Source organism: Streptomyces sp. NPDC028635 (assembly GCF_040637635.1).
In the GTDB taxonomy this organism is placed as follows: domain Bacteria; phylum Actinomycetota; class Actinomycetes; order Streptomycetales; family Streptomycetaceae; genus Streptomyces.
Genome location: NZ_JBEZWX010000005.1, coordinates 290,630 through 303,323 on the forward strand (window position 1 = coordinate 290,630; position 12,694 = coordinate 303,323).

11 protein-coding genes, 1 rRNA gene and 1 pseudogene are annotated in these 12,694 nt (G+C 73.8%); 2 read left to right on the forward strand and 11 right to left on the reverse strand.

What is annotated here, in order from left to right; translation table 11 throughout:
* Positions 1–569 precede the first annotated feature (569 nt).
* From recN to AB0E88_RS08490, 4 genes are all read right to left on the reverse strand, one after another.
* Positions 570–2,312, reverse strand: coding sequence for a DNA repair protein RecN (gene recN / locus AB0E88_RS08475; protein ID WP_361625911.1), 1,743 nt, complete (start codon positions 2,310–2,312; stop codon positions 570–572).
* Positions 2,313–2,397: 85 nt separating this feature from the next.
* Positions 2,398–3,303 carry an NAD kinase gene (locus AB0E88_RS08480; protein WP_361625914.1) on the reverse strand — a complete coding sequence of 302 codons (906 nt, stop codon included), beginning with the start codon at positions 3,301–3,303 and terminating at the stop codon, positions 2,398–2,400.
* Positions 3,300–4,115 carry a TlyA family RNA methyltransferase gene (locus tag AB0E88_RS08485; RefSeq protein ID WP_361625917.1) on the reverse strand — a complete coding sequence of 272 codons (816 nt, stop codon included), beginning with the start codon at positions 4,113–4,115 and terminating at the stop codon, positions 3,300–3,302. Before AB0E88_RS08485 ends, AB0E88_RS08480 begins: the two co-directional genes overlap by 4 nt.
* A gap of 56 nt (positions 4,116–4,171) precedes the next feature.
* Entirely contained in the window at positions 4,172–4,456 is a 285-nt protein-coding gene (locus tag AB0E88_RS08490; RefSeq protein WP_361625920.1) for a hypothetical protein, read from the reverse strand.
* Between the two features lie 42 nt (positions 4,457–4,498).
* Between AB0E88_RS08490 and AB0E88_RS08495 the strand changes: the two genes are divergently transcribed.
* Positions 4,499–4,846 (forward strand): SCP2 sterol-binding domain-containing protein, encoded by a 348-nt coding sequence (locus AB0E88_RS08495; protein WP_361625923.1) that lies wholly within the window; start codon positions 4,499–4,501, stop codon positions 4,844–4,846.
* Here AB0E88_RS08495 and AB0E88_RS08500 read toward each other — a convergent pair.
* The 4 genes from AB0E88_RS08500 to AB0E88_RS08515 all read right to left on the reverse strand — a co-directional run bounded on the left by AB0E88_RS08500 (position 4,830) and on the right by AB0E88_RS08515 (position 8,934).
* Positions 4,830–5,681, reverse strand: coding sequence for an ABC transporter ATP-binding protein (locus AB0E88_RS08500; RefSeq protein WP_361625926.1), 852 nt, complete (start codon positions 5,679–5,681; stop codon positions 4,830–4,832). The genes AB0E88_RS08495 and AB0E88_RS08500 overlap by 17 nt on opposite strands.
* A complete protein-coding gene (locus AB0E88_RS08505) occupies positions 5,678–6,757 on the reverse strand; it encodes an iron chelate uptake ABC transporter family permease subunit (RefSeq protein ID WP_361625929.1) in 1,080 nt (359 codons plus the stop codon). The genes AB0E88_RS08500 and AB0E88_RS08505 overlap by 4 nt, the downstream gene beginning before the upstream one ends.
* On the reverse strand, positions 6,754–7,797 hold the full coding sequence (locus AB0E88_RS08510) for an iron chelate uptake ABC transporter family permease subunit (protein ID WP_361625932.1): 1,044 nt from the start codon (positions 7,795–7,797) through the stop codon (positions 6,754–6,756). The genes AB0E88_RS08505 and AB0E88_RS08510 overlap by 4 nt, the downstream gene beginning before the upstream one ends.
* Before the next feature lie 108 nt (positions 7,798–7,905).
* A complete protein-coding gene (locus AB0E88_RS08515) occupies positions 7,906–8,934 on the reverse strand; it encodes an HAD hydrolase-like protein (protein ID WP_361625935.1) in 1,029 nt (342 codons plus the stop codon).
* A 75-nt stretch (positions 8,935–9,009) separates the two neighbouring features.
* Between AB0E88_RS08515 and AB0E88_RS08520 the strand changes: the two genes are divergently transcribed.
* The gene (locus tag AB0E88_RS08520; RefSeq protein ID WP_361625938.1) at positions 9,010–10,302 is read left to right on the forward strand and encodes a DUF1015 domain-containing protein; all 1,293 of its coding nucleotides are present in this window, start codon (positions 9,010–9,012) and stop codon (positions 10,300–10,302) included.
* A gap of 83 nt (positions 10,303–10,385) precedes the next feature.
* Here AB0E88_RS08520 and AB0E88_RS08525 read toward each other — a convergent pair whose 3' ends face one another.
* From AB0E88_RS08525 to rrf, 3 genes and pseudogenes are all read right to left on the reverse strand, one after another.
* The gene (locus AB0E88_RS08525) at positions 10,386–11,192 is read right to left on the reverse strand and encodes a hypothetical protein (RefSeq protein ID WP_361625968.1); all 807 of its coding nucleotides are present in this window, start codon (positions 11,190–11,192) and stop codon (positions 10,386–10,388) included.
* Positions 11,193–11,771: 579 nt separating this feature from the next.
* Positions 11,772–12,311, reverse strand: a pseudogene (locus AB0E88_RS08530) (tetratricopeptide repeat protein); the annotation flags it as partial.
* 126 nt (positions 12,312–12,437) lie between these two features.
* Positions 12,438–12,554: ribosomal RNA gene (gene rrf, locus AB0E88_RS08535) — 5S ribosomal RNA — on the reverse strand.
* Between the last annotated feature and the right edge of the window lie 140 nt (positions 12,555–12,694).

A 12,694-nucleotide genomic window follows, 5' to 3' on the forward strand; every position in this document is an offset into this window, starting at 1 on the left:
GCCCCGGCGGCCCAGCGGCCCGGGGCCCCGGCGCCCGGCGCCCGGCGCCCGGCGCCCGGCGCCCGGCGCCCCAGCGTTCCGGCCGCCCGGGGCCCCGCCTCCGGGGCCGCCAGGACAGCCCGGACGCACCGCACGCACGCCCCGCACACCCCCGCCACACCACGACACCGACGTGGCACGACCGCACCCGGCCGGCACCGGCCGGCACGACGGCAGGACCGGTGGGACGGCGGGACGTGCGCCAGGACGCCGGACGCCAAAACGGCAGGCCCGGCGGAACCGGCGGCACGGCACGACACCGGGACAGCAGGACAACGGGACAGCAGGACGGCGGAACCGCCGGCACGGCAGCACGCCGGGATGGCAGGACGGCGGGACCGGCGGCACGGCACGACGCCGGGCAGCAGCACGCCGGGACGGCAGGGCTGACGTACGGTCCGGCAGTGTGCCCGGTGTACGGCTCCGCCTCCCACGCGGCCGGTCACCCCGTGCCGCGGCACGGGGACCGGCCGTGGCGGCACCGGTGAGGCCCGCTGCCGCGAGGGCCCGGCGACGAGGCCGGGCGCCTCTCAGACGTCCGCGCGGGCCGTCGCGAGGAGTTCCTCCGCGTGGGCGCGGGCCGTCTCGGAGTCCTCCTGGCCGGCCAGCATCCGGGACAGCTCGCGGATGCGGTCCTCGCCCTCCAGCACCTTCACGCCCGAGCGGGTCACCGAGCCGTCGTTGGTCTTCTCCACCAGCAGCTGCCGGTCGGCGAACGCGGCCACCTGCGGCAGGTGTGTGACGACGACGACCTGCGCCGACTTCGCGAGCCGCGCCAGGCGCCGCCCGATCTCCACCGCGGCCTTGCCGCCGACGCCCGCGTCGACCTCGTCGAAGAGGTACGTCGGCACCGGGTCCGTGCCCGCGAACACGACCTCCACGGCCAGCATCACCCGGGACAGCTCACCGCCGGAGGCCCCCTTGGCGATCGGCCGCGGCGGGGCGCCCGGATGCGGGGCGAGCAGCAGCTCGACCTCGTCGACGCCGTGCGGGCCGTAGGCCACCGTGCGTCCGTGCACCTCGACGCCCTCCGCGTCGTCGCTCTGCCGGATGTCGAAGGACACGCGCGCGTGCGGCATCGCCAGCGACGCCAGTTCCGCGGTCACGGCCGCCGCGAACCGCTCGGCGGCCTCCGTGCGCGCCTCGCTCAGCGCCTGCGCGAGCCCGCCCAGTTCGGCGCGCAGCCCGTCGCGTTCGGCGGTCAGTTCCTCGATCCGCTCGTCGTCGCCGTCGAGTTCGGTCAGCCGCTGCGCGCTGCGCTCGGCCCAGGCCAGCACGGCGTTCACGTCCTCGCCGTACTTCCGTGTCAGCTGGGTGAGCGCGGCCCGCCGCTCCTCCACCGCCGCCAGCCGCAGCGGATCGGCGTCCAGGTCGTCGGCGTACCCCGCCAGCTCCCCGGCGACGTCCCCGAGCAGGATGCCGATCTCGCCGATCCGGTCGGTGAGCGCGGCCAGCGCCGGATCGTGCGACCGGACGGCCTCCAGGGCCCGCTGGGCGCCCGCGACCAGCGTGGTCGCGTCGATGCCCTCGGGGTCCTCCGGGTTGCCCGCCAGCGCGGCGTGCGCGGCCGTCGCGGCCGACGACAGCGCCTCCGCGTGCCCGAGCCGCTCGGCCTCCTCGGCCAGCTCCGTGTCCTCACCGGCGCGCGGCTCGACCGCGGCGATCTCCTCGAGGCCGAAGCGCAGCAGGTCGGCCTCCTGGGCCCGCTCACGCGCGCGTGTCGTGATCTCGTCCAGTTCGGCGGCCACGGCCCGCAGCCGCTTGTACGCCTCGCGGTACTTGGTCAGCGGCACGGCGACCGCGTCCCCGGCGTACCGGTCGAGCGCCTCGCGCTGCCGGGACAGCTTCAGCAGCCCCTGCTGGTCGGTCTGCCCGTGCACGGCCACCAGGTCGTCGGCCAGCTCCGCGAGCAGCCCCACGGGTACCGACCGCCCGCCCACGTGGGCCCGCGACCGGCCCTCGGCGGACACGGTGCGGCTGATCAGCAGCGCGCCGTCGTCCAGCTCGGCCCCGGCCTCCTCGGCGCGCACGACGGCGGTGGCGTCCGCGGGTACGGTGATCCGGCCCTCGACGACCGCCTTCTCGGCCCCGAGCCGCACGAGCGCGGCGTCGGCGCGCCCGCCCAGCAGCAGCCCGAGGCTGGTGACCACCATGGTCTTGCCCGCGCCGGTCTCGCCGGTGACGGCGGTGAACCCGGGCGACAGCTCGACAACGGCGTCGTCGATGACACCGAGCGACCGTATCCGCATCTCTTCCAGCACGCACAAGACCATACGAGGTCCGGCAGGGCGATTGCGACCGCCCCGCCTTTGTCACCCACGCGAGGGAGGACCCGCCGTTCGGCCGGCCCGGCGCCGGCTAGTGCGGCGCCCCGCGCCAGCCGGACACCGGCAGCGCGAACTTCGCGACGAGCCGGTCGGTGAAGTTCGCGTGGTGCAGCCGCGCCAGCCGCACCGGCACGGCTCCCCGCCGCACCTCGACCCGCGCCCCCGGCGGCAGCTCCACGGTGCGCCGGCCGTCGCACCACAGCACTCCCGGAGGGACGTGCGGCAGCACCTCGACGGCCAGCACGGAGTCCGGCGCCGTCACGAGCGGCTTGGCGAACAGCGCGTGCGCCGAGATCGGCACCATCAGCAGCGCCTCGACCTCCGGCCACACCACCGGGCCGCCAGCCGAGAACGCGTACGCCGTCGACCCGGTGGGCGTCGCGCACACGATCCCGTCGCACCCGAACCCGGTCACCGGCCGCCCGTCGATCTCCAGCACGACCTCGAGCATCCGCTCGGCGGACACCTTCTGCACGGCCGCCTCGTTCAGTGCCCAGTCGGTGTGCACGATGTCGCCGTTGCGGTGCACGACGACGTCGACGGTCATCCGCTCCTCGACCTCGTAGGACCGCGCCACCACCCGGTCGACGACCTTCTCCAGGTCGTCCCGCTCGGCCTCCGCGAGGAACCCGACCCGCCCCAGGTTGACGCCGAGCATCGGCACCCCGGACGCCCGCGCGAACTCCGCGCCGCGCAGCAGGGTGCCGTCACCGCCGAGGACGATGAGCAGCTCGCACCCGTCGAGGCACTGCGGAGTCGCCTCCTTGACCAGCTGCACCTCGTCCGGCAGCGGCAGGTCGACCGCCTCCGCCTCGAGCACCCGCACCCCGATACCGGACCGCAGCAGGCCCTTGACCACGAGCTCGGCACTGCGCACGGCCGCCGGCCGTCCGGTGTGGGCGAGCAGGAAAACAGTACGAGCTCGGTTCTGCGTCAACGCGGCCCCTCCGCCACTGCACGGTCAACATCGGCCGGGTCCAGGGCGGGCGCCCCGGCACGCAGCCACAGAAAGTACTCGACGTTGCCGGACGGCCCGGGCAGCGGGGACGCGGTGACACCCTTCACCCCGAGCCCCAGCTCCCACGCCTTCTCGGCGACACCCCGCACGGCCTCCGCCCGCAGCTGCGGACTCCGCACGACACCCCCGCTGCCCAGTCGCTCCTTCCCCACCTCGAACTGCGGCTTGACCATCATCACCAGATCGGCGTCCGGCGTCACGCACCGCACCAGGGCGGGCAGCACCAGACCGAGCGGGATGAACGACAGATCCCCCACGACCAGATCCACGGGCTTGCCGTCGATCGCCTCCAGCGTCAACTCGCGTACGTTCGTACGGTCCTTGACGGTGACGCGTTCATCGCTCTGCAGCGTCCAGGCGAGCTGCCCGTACCCGACGTCCACGGCGACCACGTGCGCGGCCCCGGCCCGCAGCAGCACATCCGTGAAGCCGCCCGTGGACGCGCCGGCGTCCAGCGCCCGCCGGCCCTCGACGACCAGCCCCTGCGGCACGAAGGCCGCCAGCGCCCCGGCGAGCTTGTGCCCGCCCCGGGAGACGTAGTCGGGATCGCTGTCGTCGGCCGTGACGACGATCGCCGCGGCGGTCTCCACCTGGGTGGCGGACTTGGTCGCGACGGTCTTGCCGACGGTGACCCGCCCCGCGGCGATCAGCTGGCCGGCGTGCTCACGCGAGCGCGCGAGCTTGCGGCGGACCAGCTCCGCGTCCAGACGGCGACGTGCGACTCCTGCCACGGTGCGTTCAGCTCCTGTTTCCATACGGCGGATCACACGAGGTGACCCGAAGGGTCTCATTGAGGGGCGGCGGTCGGGTGACGCGTGGGAGCCGGAGGTCCCGGGCGGGCGTCGAGCGCGGTGAGCGCGTCACGCAGCCCCCGGTGTACATCCTCGTACACCTCGAGGTGTCCGTCCGTGGCGAGGTGGTCGGCGTCGGCGAGCCGGTCCAGCGCGGCGTCGACGTCGGCGTTGCCGGTGGGGGTGCGGTCCGCGTTCAGCGGGGCCGGGGCGGCGGGGTCGTACGCCGGCTCGTCCGGGCCCTCCTCGTGCGCCGCGGCGTCGGGGACGGTGTCGTGCATGCCCAGACGCTACCTCGAAGCCCTGCGGTACCGTCGAGCGCGATGGCCACGATCGAGGAGTGCCGTAGCGCACTCGACAGACTTTCGGACAACATGCAGCACGCCGAGGGCGACGTGCGCGAGGCCGCGGCCCTGGACCGTTCGGTGAGCTGCCACATCAAGGACCTGGACGTCACGTTCGCCGGGCGGCTGACCGGCGGCCGGATCCGGGTGGACGACACCCTTCAGGGGCCGCCGCCGGAGCGCGCCGAGATCCGGCTGGCGATGGCCGGCGACGACCTGGTGGCCCTGGTGAACGGCGAGCTGAACTTCGCGCGCGCCTGGGGCTCGGGCCGGGTGAAGCTGGAGGCGAGCCTGATGGACCTGTTCCGGCTCAGGAAGCTTCTGTAGCCCTCACCCGCACGCGTGCCGTGCGCGCCGCGGGCACCACCAGCGGCGTGCCCGTCTCCGGGTCGTCGATGACCTGGCAGCGCAGCTGGAAGACCTCCTCGACCAGCTCCGCCGTGACGATGTCCTTCGGCGCGCCCTGGGCGATGACCTCGCCGCCCTTGAGGGCGATCAGGTGCGTGGCGTACCGGGCGGCGTGGTTGAGGTCGTGCAGCACGGCGACCAGGGTGCGGCCCTGCGTCTCGTGCAGCTCGGCGCACAGGTCGAGCACGTCGATCTGGTGCTGGATGTCGAGGTAGGTCGTCGGCTCGTCGAGCAGCAGCAGCGGCGTCTGCTGGGCGAGCGCCATCGCGATCCACACCCGCTGGCGCTGACCGCCGGACAGCTCGTCGACGTACCGGTCGGCGAGTTCGGCGACCCCGGTCTGCGCCATGGACTCCTGGACGACCCGCTCGTCCTCGCCGGACCACTGCCGCAGCAGGCCCTGGTGGGGGTAGCGGCCGCGGCCGACGAGGTCGGCGACCGTGATGCCGTCGGGCGCGATCGACGACTGGGGCAGCAGGCCGAGGGTGCGGGCGACCTTCTTCGCGGGCATCGACTGGATGACCTGCCCGTCCAGCAGCACCCGGCCCCGGCTCGGCCTGAGCATCCGGGACAGCGCCCGCAGCAGGGTCGACTTGCCGCACGCGTTCGGGCCGACGATCACCGTGAAGGAGTGGTCGGGGATCTGCACCGACAGCTGCTCGGCGATGACGCGCTGGTCGTAGGCAAGGGTGACGTTCTCGGCGGACAGGCGGTTCACGGTGCTCCTATCGGGGTTCTGAGGCGTGCCGCTCACATCCGGCCCGCCTTGCGCTCGGTGACCAGCAGCCACAGCAGGTAGACCCCGCCGAGCACGCCGGTGACCACACCGACCGGCAGCTGGTCGGCGCCGAACAGCCGCTGCGAGGCGAGATCGGCGGCGAGCAGGAGGGTGGCGCCCATGCACAGTGACGGCACGAGGTTCGGCCCCGGCGAGCGGGTCAGCCGGCGGGCGAGCTGGGGCGCGGTGAGGGCGACGAAGCCGACGGGGCCGGCGGCGGCCGTGGCCGTGGCGGTGAGCAGGACGGCCGCCACCATCAGCAGCATCCGCACCCGTTCGACCCGCACCCCGAGGGCACCGGCCATGTCGTCGCCCATCTCCATCATCCGCAGGCCCCGGGCGTTGGCGAGGACCAGCGGCACCAGCACCGCGCACAGCGCGAGCAGCGGCCACACCTGCTCCCAGCCGCGGCCGTTGAGGGAGCCGGTCATCCACACGATGGCGCGGGCCGCGTCGACCAGGTCGGCCTTGGTGATGAGGTAGCCGTTGACGGCCGTGGCCACGGCGGAGACGCCGATGCCGACCAGGACCAGCCGGTAGCCGTGCACGCCCTGCTTCCAGGCGAGCAGATAGATGGCCAGGCCGGTCAGCAGGCCGCCGGCCAACGCGCCGAGGGTGACCTGCGCGGTGTTGCCGCCGACCAGGACGATCACCACGAGCGCCCCGGCCGTCGAGCCCTGCCCGAGGCCGAGGACGTCCGGGCTGCCCAGCGGGTTGCGGGAGACGGCCTGGAACAGCGCGCCGCCCAGGCCCAGCGCGGCCCCGACCAGCAGGCCGACCAGCACCCGCGGCAGCCGCAGTTCCCGGACGATGAACTCCTGGCCCGGGTTGCCGTCGCCGAGCAGCGTCCTGATCACGTCGCCTGCGGGGATCGGGAAGTCGCCGGTGCCGATCAGCACGACGCTCGCGGCGAGCGCGGCCACCAGCAGCAGGGCGACGACCACGAGCGCGCGCACGTCGAGGCGCAGCGACAGCCCGCCGGGCGTGCGCAGCGCACGGGGGCCACGCCCCTCGAGCGGGTGCGTGCTCGTCTTGTTCACTGCCGTGCTCACAGCTGCGCCGTCCTTCGCCGTCGGACCAGGAAGATGAAGACCGGGCCGCCCAGGACGGCGGTGACGACACCGACCTGGAGTTCCGAGGGCCGCGCGGCGATCCGGCCGAGCACGTCGGCGCCGATCAGCAGCACGGGCGACAGGACGGTGGCGTACGGCAGGATCCAGCGCAGGTCGGGTCCGGTGAAGGAGCGCACGACGTGCGGCACCATCAGTCCGACGAACAGGATCGGCCCGCAGGCGGCGGTGGCCGCCCCGCACAGCACGGTCGCGGCGAGCACGGCCAGCCCCCGGGTGCGGTCGAGGTGGGCGCCGAGCGCCGTGGCGGTGTCGTCGCCCATGGCCATCGCGTTCAGCGGGCGGGCGAGCGAGAGGGCCAGCAGGGTGCCGACCGCGAAGAACGGCAGCACCTGCCGGATGGTCCCGTCGGTCGCGGAGCCCAGCGAGCCGACGGTCCAGAAGCGCATCTTGCCGAGCGCCGCGTCGTCCGTGATCATCACGGCCTGTACGAATCCGTACAGCGCTGCGGTGATCGCGGTCCCCGCGAGCGCGAGCCGGACGGGTGTGGCGCCCCGGCTGCCGCCGAGGAACCACACCAGCGCGCCCACGACGGCGGCGCCGAGGAAGGCGAACCACACATAGCCGGTCAGGCTGGTGACGCCGAGATAGGTGATGGCGGTGACGACCGCGGCGGACGCGCCCGCGTTGATCCCGAGCAGCCCGGGATCGGCGAGCGGGTTGCGGGTGAGCGCCTGGAGCACGGCTCCGGACAGACCGAGCGCCGCGCCGGCGAGCAGCCCGAGCACGGTCCGCGCCAGCCGGTCGTCGACGACGACGTCGCCGTACGTCCCGGTGGCGTGGAACAGGCCGTGCCAGACCTGCCCCACGGACAGCTGTTTGGCGCCGACGGCGATGCTCGCCACGACGAGGAGCGCCAGGAGCGCCACGGCGAGCAGCAGCCCGGCGGCGCGTACCGCCCGGCGGCTCGGGGGCGCGGGAGCGGTCGCCGCGCGCTGTTCGGGAGGACTGTCGACCAACACGAGGTTAGGTTAGCCTACCCTCGCTCGGGTCCACGATCCCCGGTCGTAGCACCGCGTCCGCCGCCGTCTCCCCGACCCGGCGCCCCGCTCACGATTCCGGCGCCCCGCTCACAAACCCAGCCGGGCCAGCGCCTTCCCCCCGTCCAGCTCGCACACACCGTCCCCGGCCGCCGTCCAGGCCGCCGCGCACAGCGCCCGCAGACCCTCCAGCGCCTCACCGTCCCCGCTCAGCACCAGCTCCTCCGCCCCCGCCCGGGCCGTCCACCCGCCGCACCGGAAACCCTCACCCTCCTCGGTGACCTCCGGCTGCCCGGTGAGCATCCCGCGCAGATCCGCGTCGACATACGTCGGCCGGTGCTGCGGCGGCGCGGCGAGCAGCTGCGCGCCGTCGGTGACACCGGTCAGCACGAGCAGCGAGTCGACACCGCCGTTGAACGCCCCCTCGATGTCCGTGTCCAGCCGGTCCCCCACCACCAGCGGCCGCTTCGCCCCCGTGCGCAGGATGGTCTCCTTGTGCATGGGCGGCAGCGGCTTGCCCGCCACCTGCGGCTCGGCACCGGTCGCGATCCGCACGACCTCCACCGCCGCGCCGTTGCCCGGCGCGATGCCGCGCCCGCTCGGGATCGTCAGATCGGTGTTGGACGCGAACCACGGCACCCCGCGCGCGACCGCGTAGGACGCCTCGGCGAACCGGCCCCACGGCAGATCCGGCCCGCCGTACCCCTGCACCACCGCCACCGGGTCGTCGTCCGCCGACTCCACGGGCACCAGGCCGCGTTCACGCAGCGCCACCCGCAGTCCCTCCCCGCCGATCACCAGCACCCGCGCGCCGTCCGGCACCTGCTCGCTGATCAGCCGGGCCACCGCCTGCGCCGACGTGATGACGTCCTGCGCGCCCGTCGGTATGCCCAGCTCGGTCAGGTGCTCCGCGACGACGTCCGGCGTACGCAGCGCGTTGTTCGTGACATACGCGAGACGCATCCCGCCCGCACGTGCCGTCTCCAGCGACTCCACGGCGTACGCGATCGCGTTCCCGCCCGCGTACACCACCCCGTCCAGATCGAGCAGCGCCGTGTCGTACGCCTCGCTCAGGGCCTGCCCACTGCCCTCGGGCCTCGTCCTGACGCTCCGGCTCATTGCACATCGCTCCTCGGTTCGCCTGCTCTTTCCCCCGATCATCGCGCATAGCGGTGACACACGTACGATGCCGGGATGGACACAGCAGGTCACTCGGAAGCAACGGCGCGCCGGGGCCTCGAACTCACCCCGTTCCGAGGTCTGCGCTACGACCCGGAGCGGGTCGGCAGCCTGGCCGCCGTCACCTCACCGCCGTACGACGTCGTGGTCCGCCCCGACGGCCTGCACCACCTTCAGTCGTCGGACCCGTACAACATCGTCCGCCTCATCCTGCCCCAGGCCGGAACGCCGAGCGCCCGCAACGAGCAGGCCGCCGACACCCTGCGCCGCTGGCTCGACGAGGGCGTGCTCACCGCCGACCCCGAACCCTGTCTCTACGTCTACGAACAGCGCGACGGCGACGGCATGCTCCAGCGCGGCCTGATCGGCGCCCTGCGCGTGACCGACCCGGACGACGGCCTGGTCCTGCCGCACGAGGACGTCATGCCGCACGTGGTCGCCGACCGCGCCGCCCTGATGCGCGCGACCTCCGCCAACCTCGAACCGCTGCTGCTGACCTACCGCGGCAACGGTCCCACGGCCGCCACCACGCGGGCCGTCGAGAGCGCCGCCGAACAGCCACCGCTGCTGTCGACGACCACCGAGGACGGCTTCACCCACCGCCTGTGGGCCGTCACCGACCCCGCCGAACTGGCCGCGATCCAGGCCGACCTGGCCTCCCACCAGGCACTGATCGCCGACGGCCACCACCGCTGGGCCACCTACCGCCGGCTGCGCGAGGAACACCCGTCCCCCGGCCCCTGGGACTACGGTCTGGTCCTGCTCGTCGACACCGTCCGCTACCCGCTGCGGGTGCGCGCCATCCACCGGCTCCTGCACGGCCTGCCCGTCGCGGACGCGGTCGCCGCCGTCGAGGGCCACTTCCGGGTGCAGCGCCTGGAGGTGTCGCTGCCACAGGCCCTGGAGACCCTCGCGGACGCGGCCTGCGCGGGCAACGCCTTCCTGCTGGCCGGTGACGGCGCCTTCCACCTCCTGGACCGGCCCGACCCGGCCCTCCTGGCCCGCACGGTCCCCGCCGACCGCCCCGCCGCCTGGCGCACCCTGGACGCGACGGTCCTGCACGCCGCGCTCCTCGAGCACGTCTGGCACATCCCCGAGGACTCCCCGGCCCACATCGCCTACATCCACGACACGGCCGCCACCGTCACCAAGGCCGAACGCGACGGCTCCACGGCTGTCCTGTTGCACCCGGTCCGCGAGGAGGTCGTCCGCGACCTCGCCCGCCAGGGCGTCACCATGCCCCGCAAGTCGACGTCCTTCGGCCCGAAGCCGGCCTCCGGCCTGGTCCTGCGCGCCCTCGACCTCTGATCCACCCGACCGCCGCGGGCGGGCACAACGACGAAAGGGCGGGCCCCGGTGAATCCGGGGCCCGCCCTCTGCCGTCATGACCGTCAGTCGTTGTCGCGGTCGGCGTCCTCGTCGGAGCCGGCGTCGCCGTCCTTCGCCTCGGAGGTCTCCACGACCTCCGCGACCTGCGTGACCTGCGGGTCCGCCGCGACCTCGGTGTCCTCCGCGCCCTCGTCCAGGGCGTCGACGAACTCCACACCGTCCAGCTCGGCGAGCCGGTCGGACGCGTCGGTGCTGCCGTCGCGGTCCGCCTCCACGGCCTTGGCGAACCACTCGCGCGCCTCGTCCTTGCGGCCGGCCGCCAGCAGCGCGTCGGCGTAGGCGTAACGCAGCCTCGCGGTCCACGGCTGAATGGAGTTGGAGGCCAGCTCGGGGCTCTGCAGCGTCACGATGGCCGCGTCCAGCTGCTCCAGGTCCCGCCGGGCACCGGCCGCGACGAGCCGCATCTCGACCTGGCCGGCCTTGTCGAGCTTGTGCACCTCCGGGGCGCCGGCCATGTCCAGGGCCTTCTCCGGCCGTCCGAGCCCACGCTCGCAGTCGGCCATCACGGGCCACAGGTCGACGTTGCCCGTCATACGGCGGGCAGCGCGGAACTCCCCGAGCGCCTCGGCGTACTTCTGGCTGGCGTACGCCGCGAAGCCCGCGGCCTCCCGTACGGCGGCGACGCGCGACGCCAGCCGCAGGGCCACCCTGGAGTAGCCATAGGCACCCTCGGGGTCCTCGTCGATGAGCCGCGCGACCATCACCAGGTTCTTGGCGACGTCGTCCGCGAGCGTCTTCGGCAGGCTCTGCAGCTCCTGGCGTACGTCCTTGTCGATCTCCTCACCGGTGACGTCCGGCGGGATCGGCAGCCGCTTGATCGGCTCGCGGTCGCGGTCGCGCTCGTCACGGAAGCGTCCGCCGCCACGACGGTCATCGCGGCGGTCGTCCCGACGGTCGTCACGTCCCCGGAAGCCGCCCGGCCGGCCACCGCGGTCGTCACGACGGGGGCCGCGAGCGCCACGGTCGTCACGGCCACGGAAGCCACCACGGTCGCCGCCGCGGTCCCCACCACGGTCACCGAACCGACGCTCTCCGGTCCGCTCGCCGCCACGGTCCCCGAAACGCCGCTCGCCGGCACGGTCGTCCCGACGCTCGCCGAAGCGACGCTCACCGCCGCGGTCGTCACGGCGGTCATCGCGGCGGTCGTCACGCCGGTCATCCCGGCGGTCGTCGCGGCGGAACCCGCCACGGTCGCCCCGGTCGTCACGGCGGAAGCCGCCACGGTCACCACCGCGGTCGTCACGCCGGAATCCACCGCGGTCGCCACCTCGGTCGCCACCGTCGCGGCGGCCATAGCCGCCACGGTCCCGGTCGTCACGGGGGGCGTAACCGCCACGGTCCCGGTCGTCACGCCGGTCGTCGCGGCGGAACCCGCCACGGTCGCCCCGGTCGTCACGTCGGCCGAAACCACCGCGGTTGTCGTCACGACGGAAGCCCGGACGGTCGCCGCGCTCTCCACCACGGTCGTCACGACGGAAGGCCGGACGGTCGCCGCGCTCTCCACCACGGTCGTCACGACGGAACGAGGGGCGCTCACCCCGCTCCGCACCACGGTCGTCACGGCGGTCGTCACGGCGGTCGTCACGGCGGTCGTCACGGCGGAAAGCGGGACGGTCGCCGCGCTCTCCGCGATCGTCGCGACGGAAGCCGGGACGGTCGCCGCGGTCGTCACGGCGCGGGCCCCGGTCCCGGTCGTCGCGCCGGGCGAAACCGCCGCGGTTGTCGTCACGCCGGAACCCACCGCGGTCCCCACGGTCACCGCGCTCGCCACGGTCGTTGCGGTCGTCACCCCGGCGGTCGTCACGACGGAAACCGCCGCGGTCGCCGCCGTCCCGGCGGCCGAAGCCGCCACGGTCACGGTCGTTGCCGCGGCGGAAGCCACCACGGTCGCCTCGGTCCCCGCCCTCCCGGCGCCGCTGATCGCGCTCCGGACGGTCGTCGGGAGAGTTGGTGGACATGGGTGACTCCTGTCTTCGGTACTACAAGCATTGTAAAAACGAAAGGACCCCTGGTCCCAGCTGAACGCTGGTGACCAGGGGTCCTTCCCAAAGATTGTTCGGCGGCGTCCTACTCTCCCACAGGGTCCCCCCTGCAGTACCATCGGCGCTGTAAGGCTTAGCTTCCGGGTTCGGAATGTAACCGGGCGTTTCCCCTACGCTATGACCACCGAAACACTATGAAACTGTCGAACCATGCCACACCACCCGGAATCCCGGACGGGGCTGTTCGTGGTTTCAGAACCAACACAGTGGACGCGAGCAACTGAGGACAAGCCCTCGGCCTATTAGTACCGGTCAACTCCACACGTTAC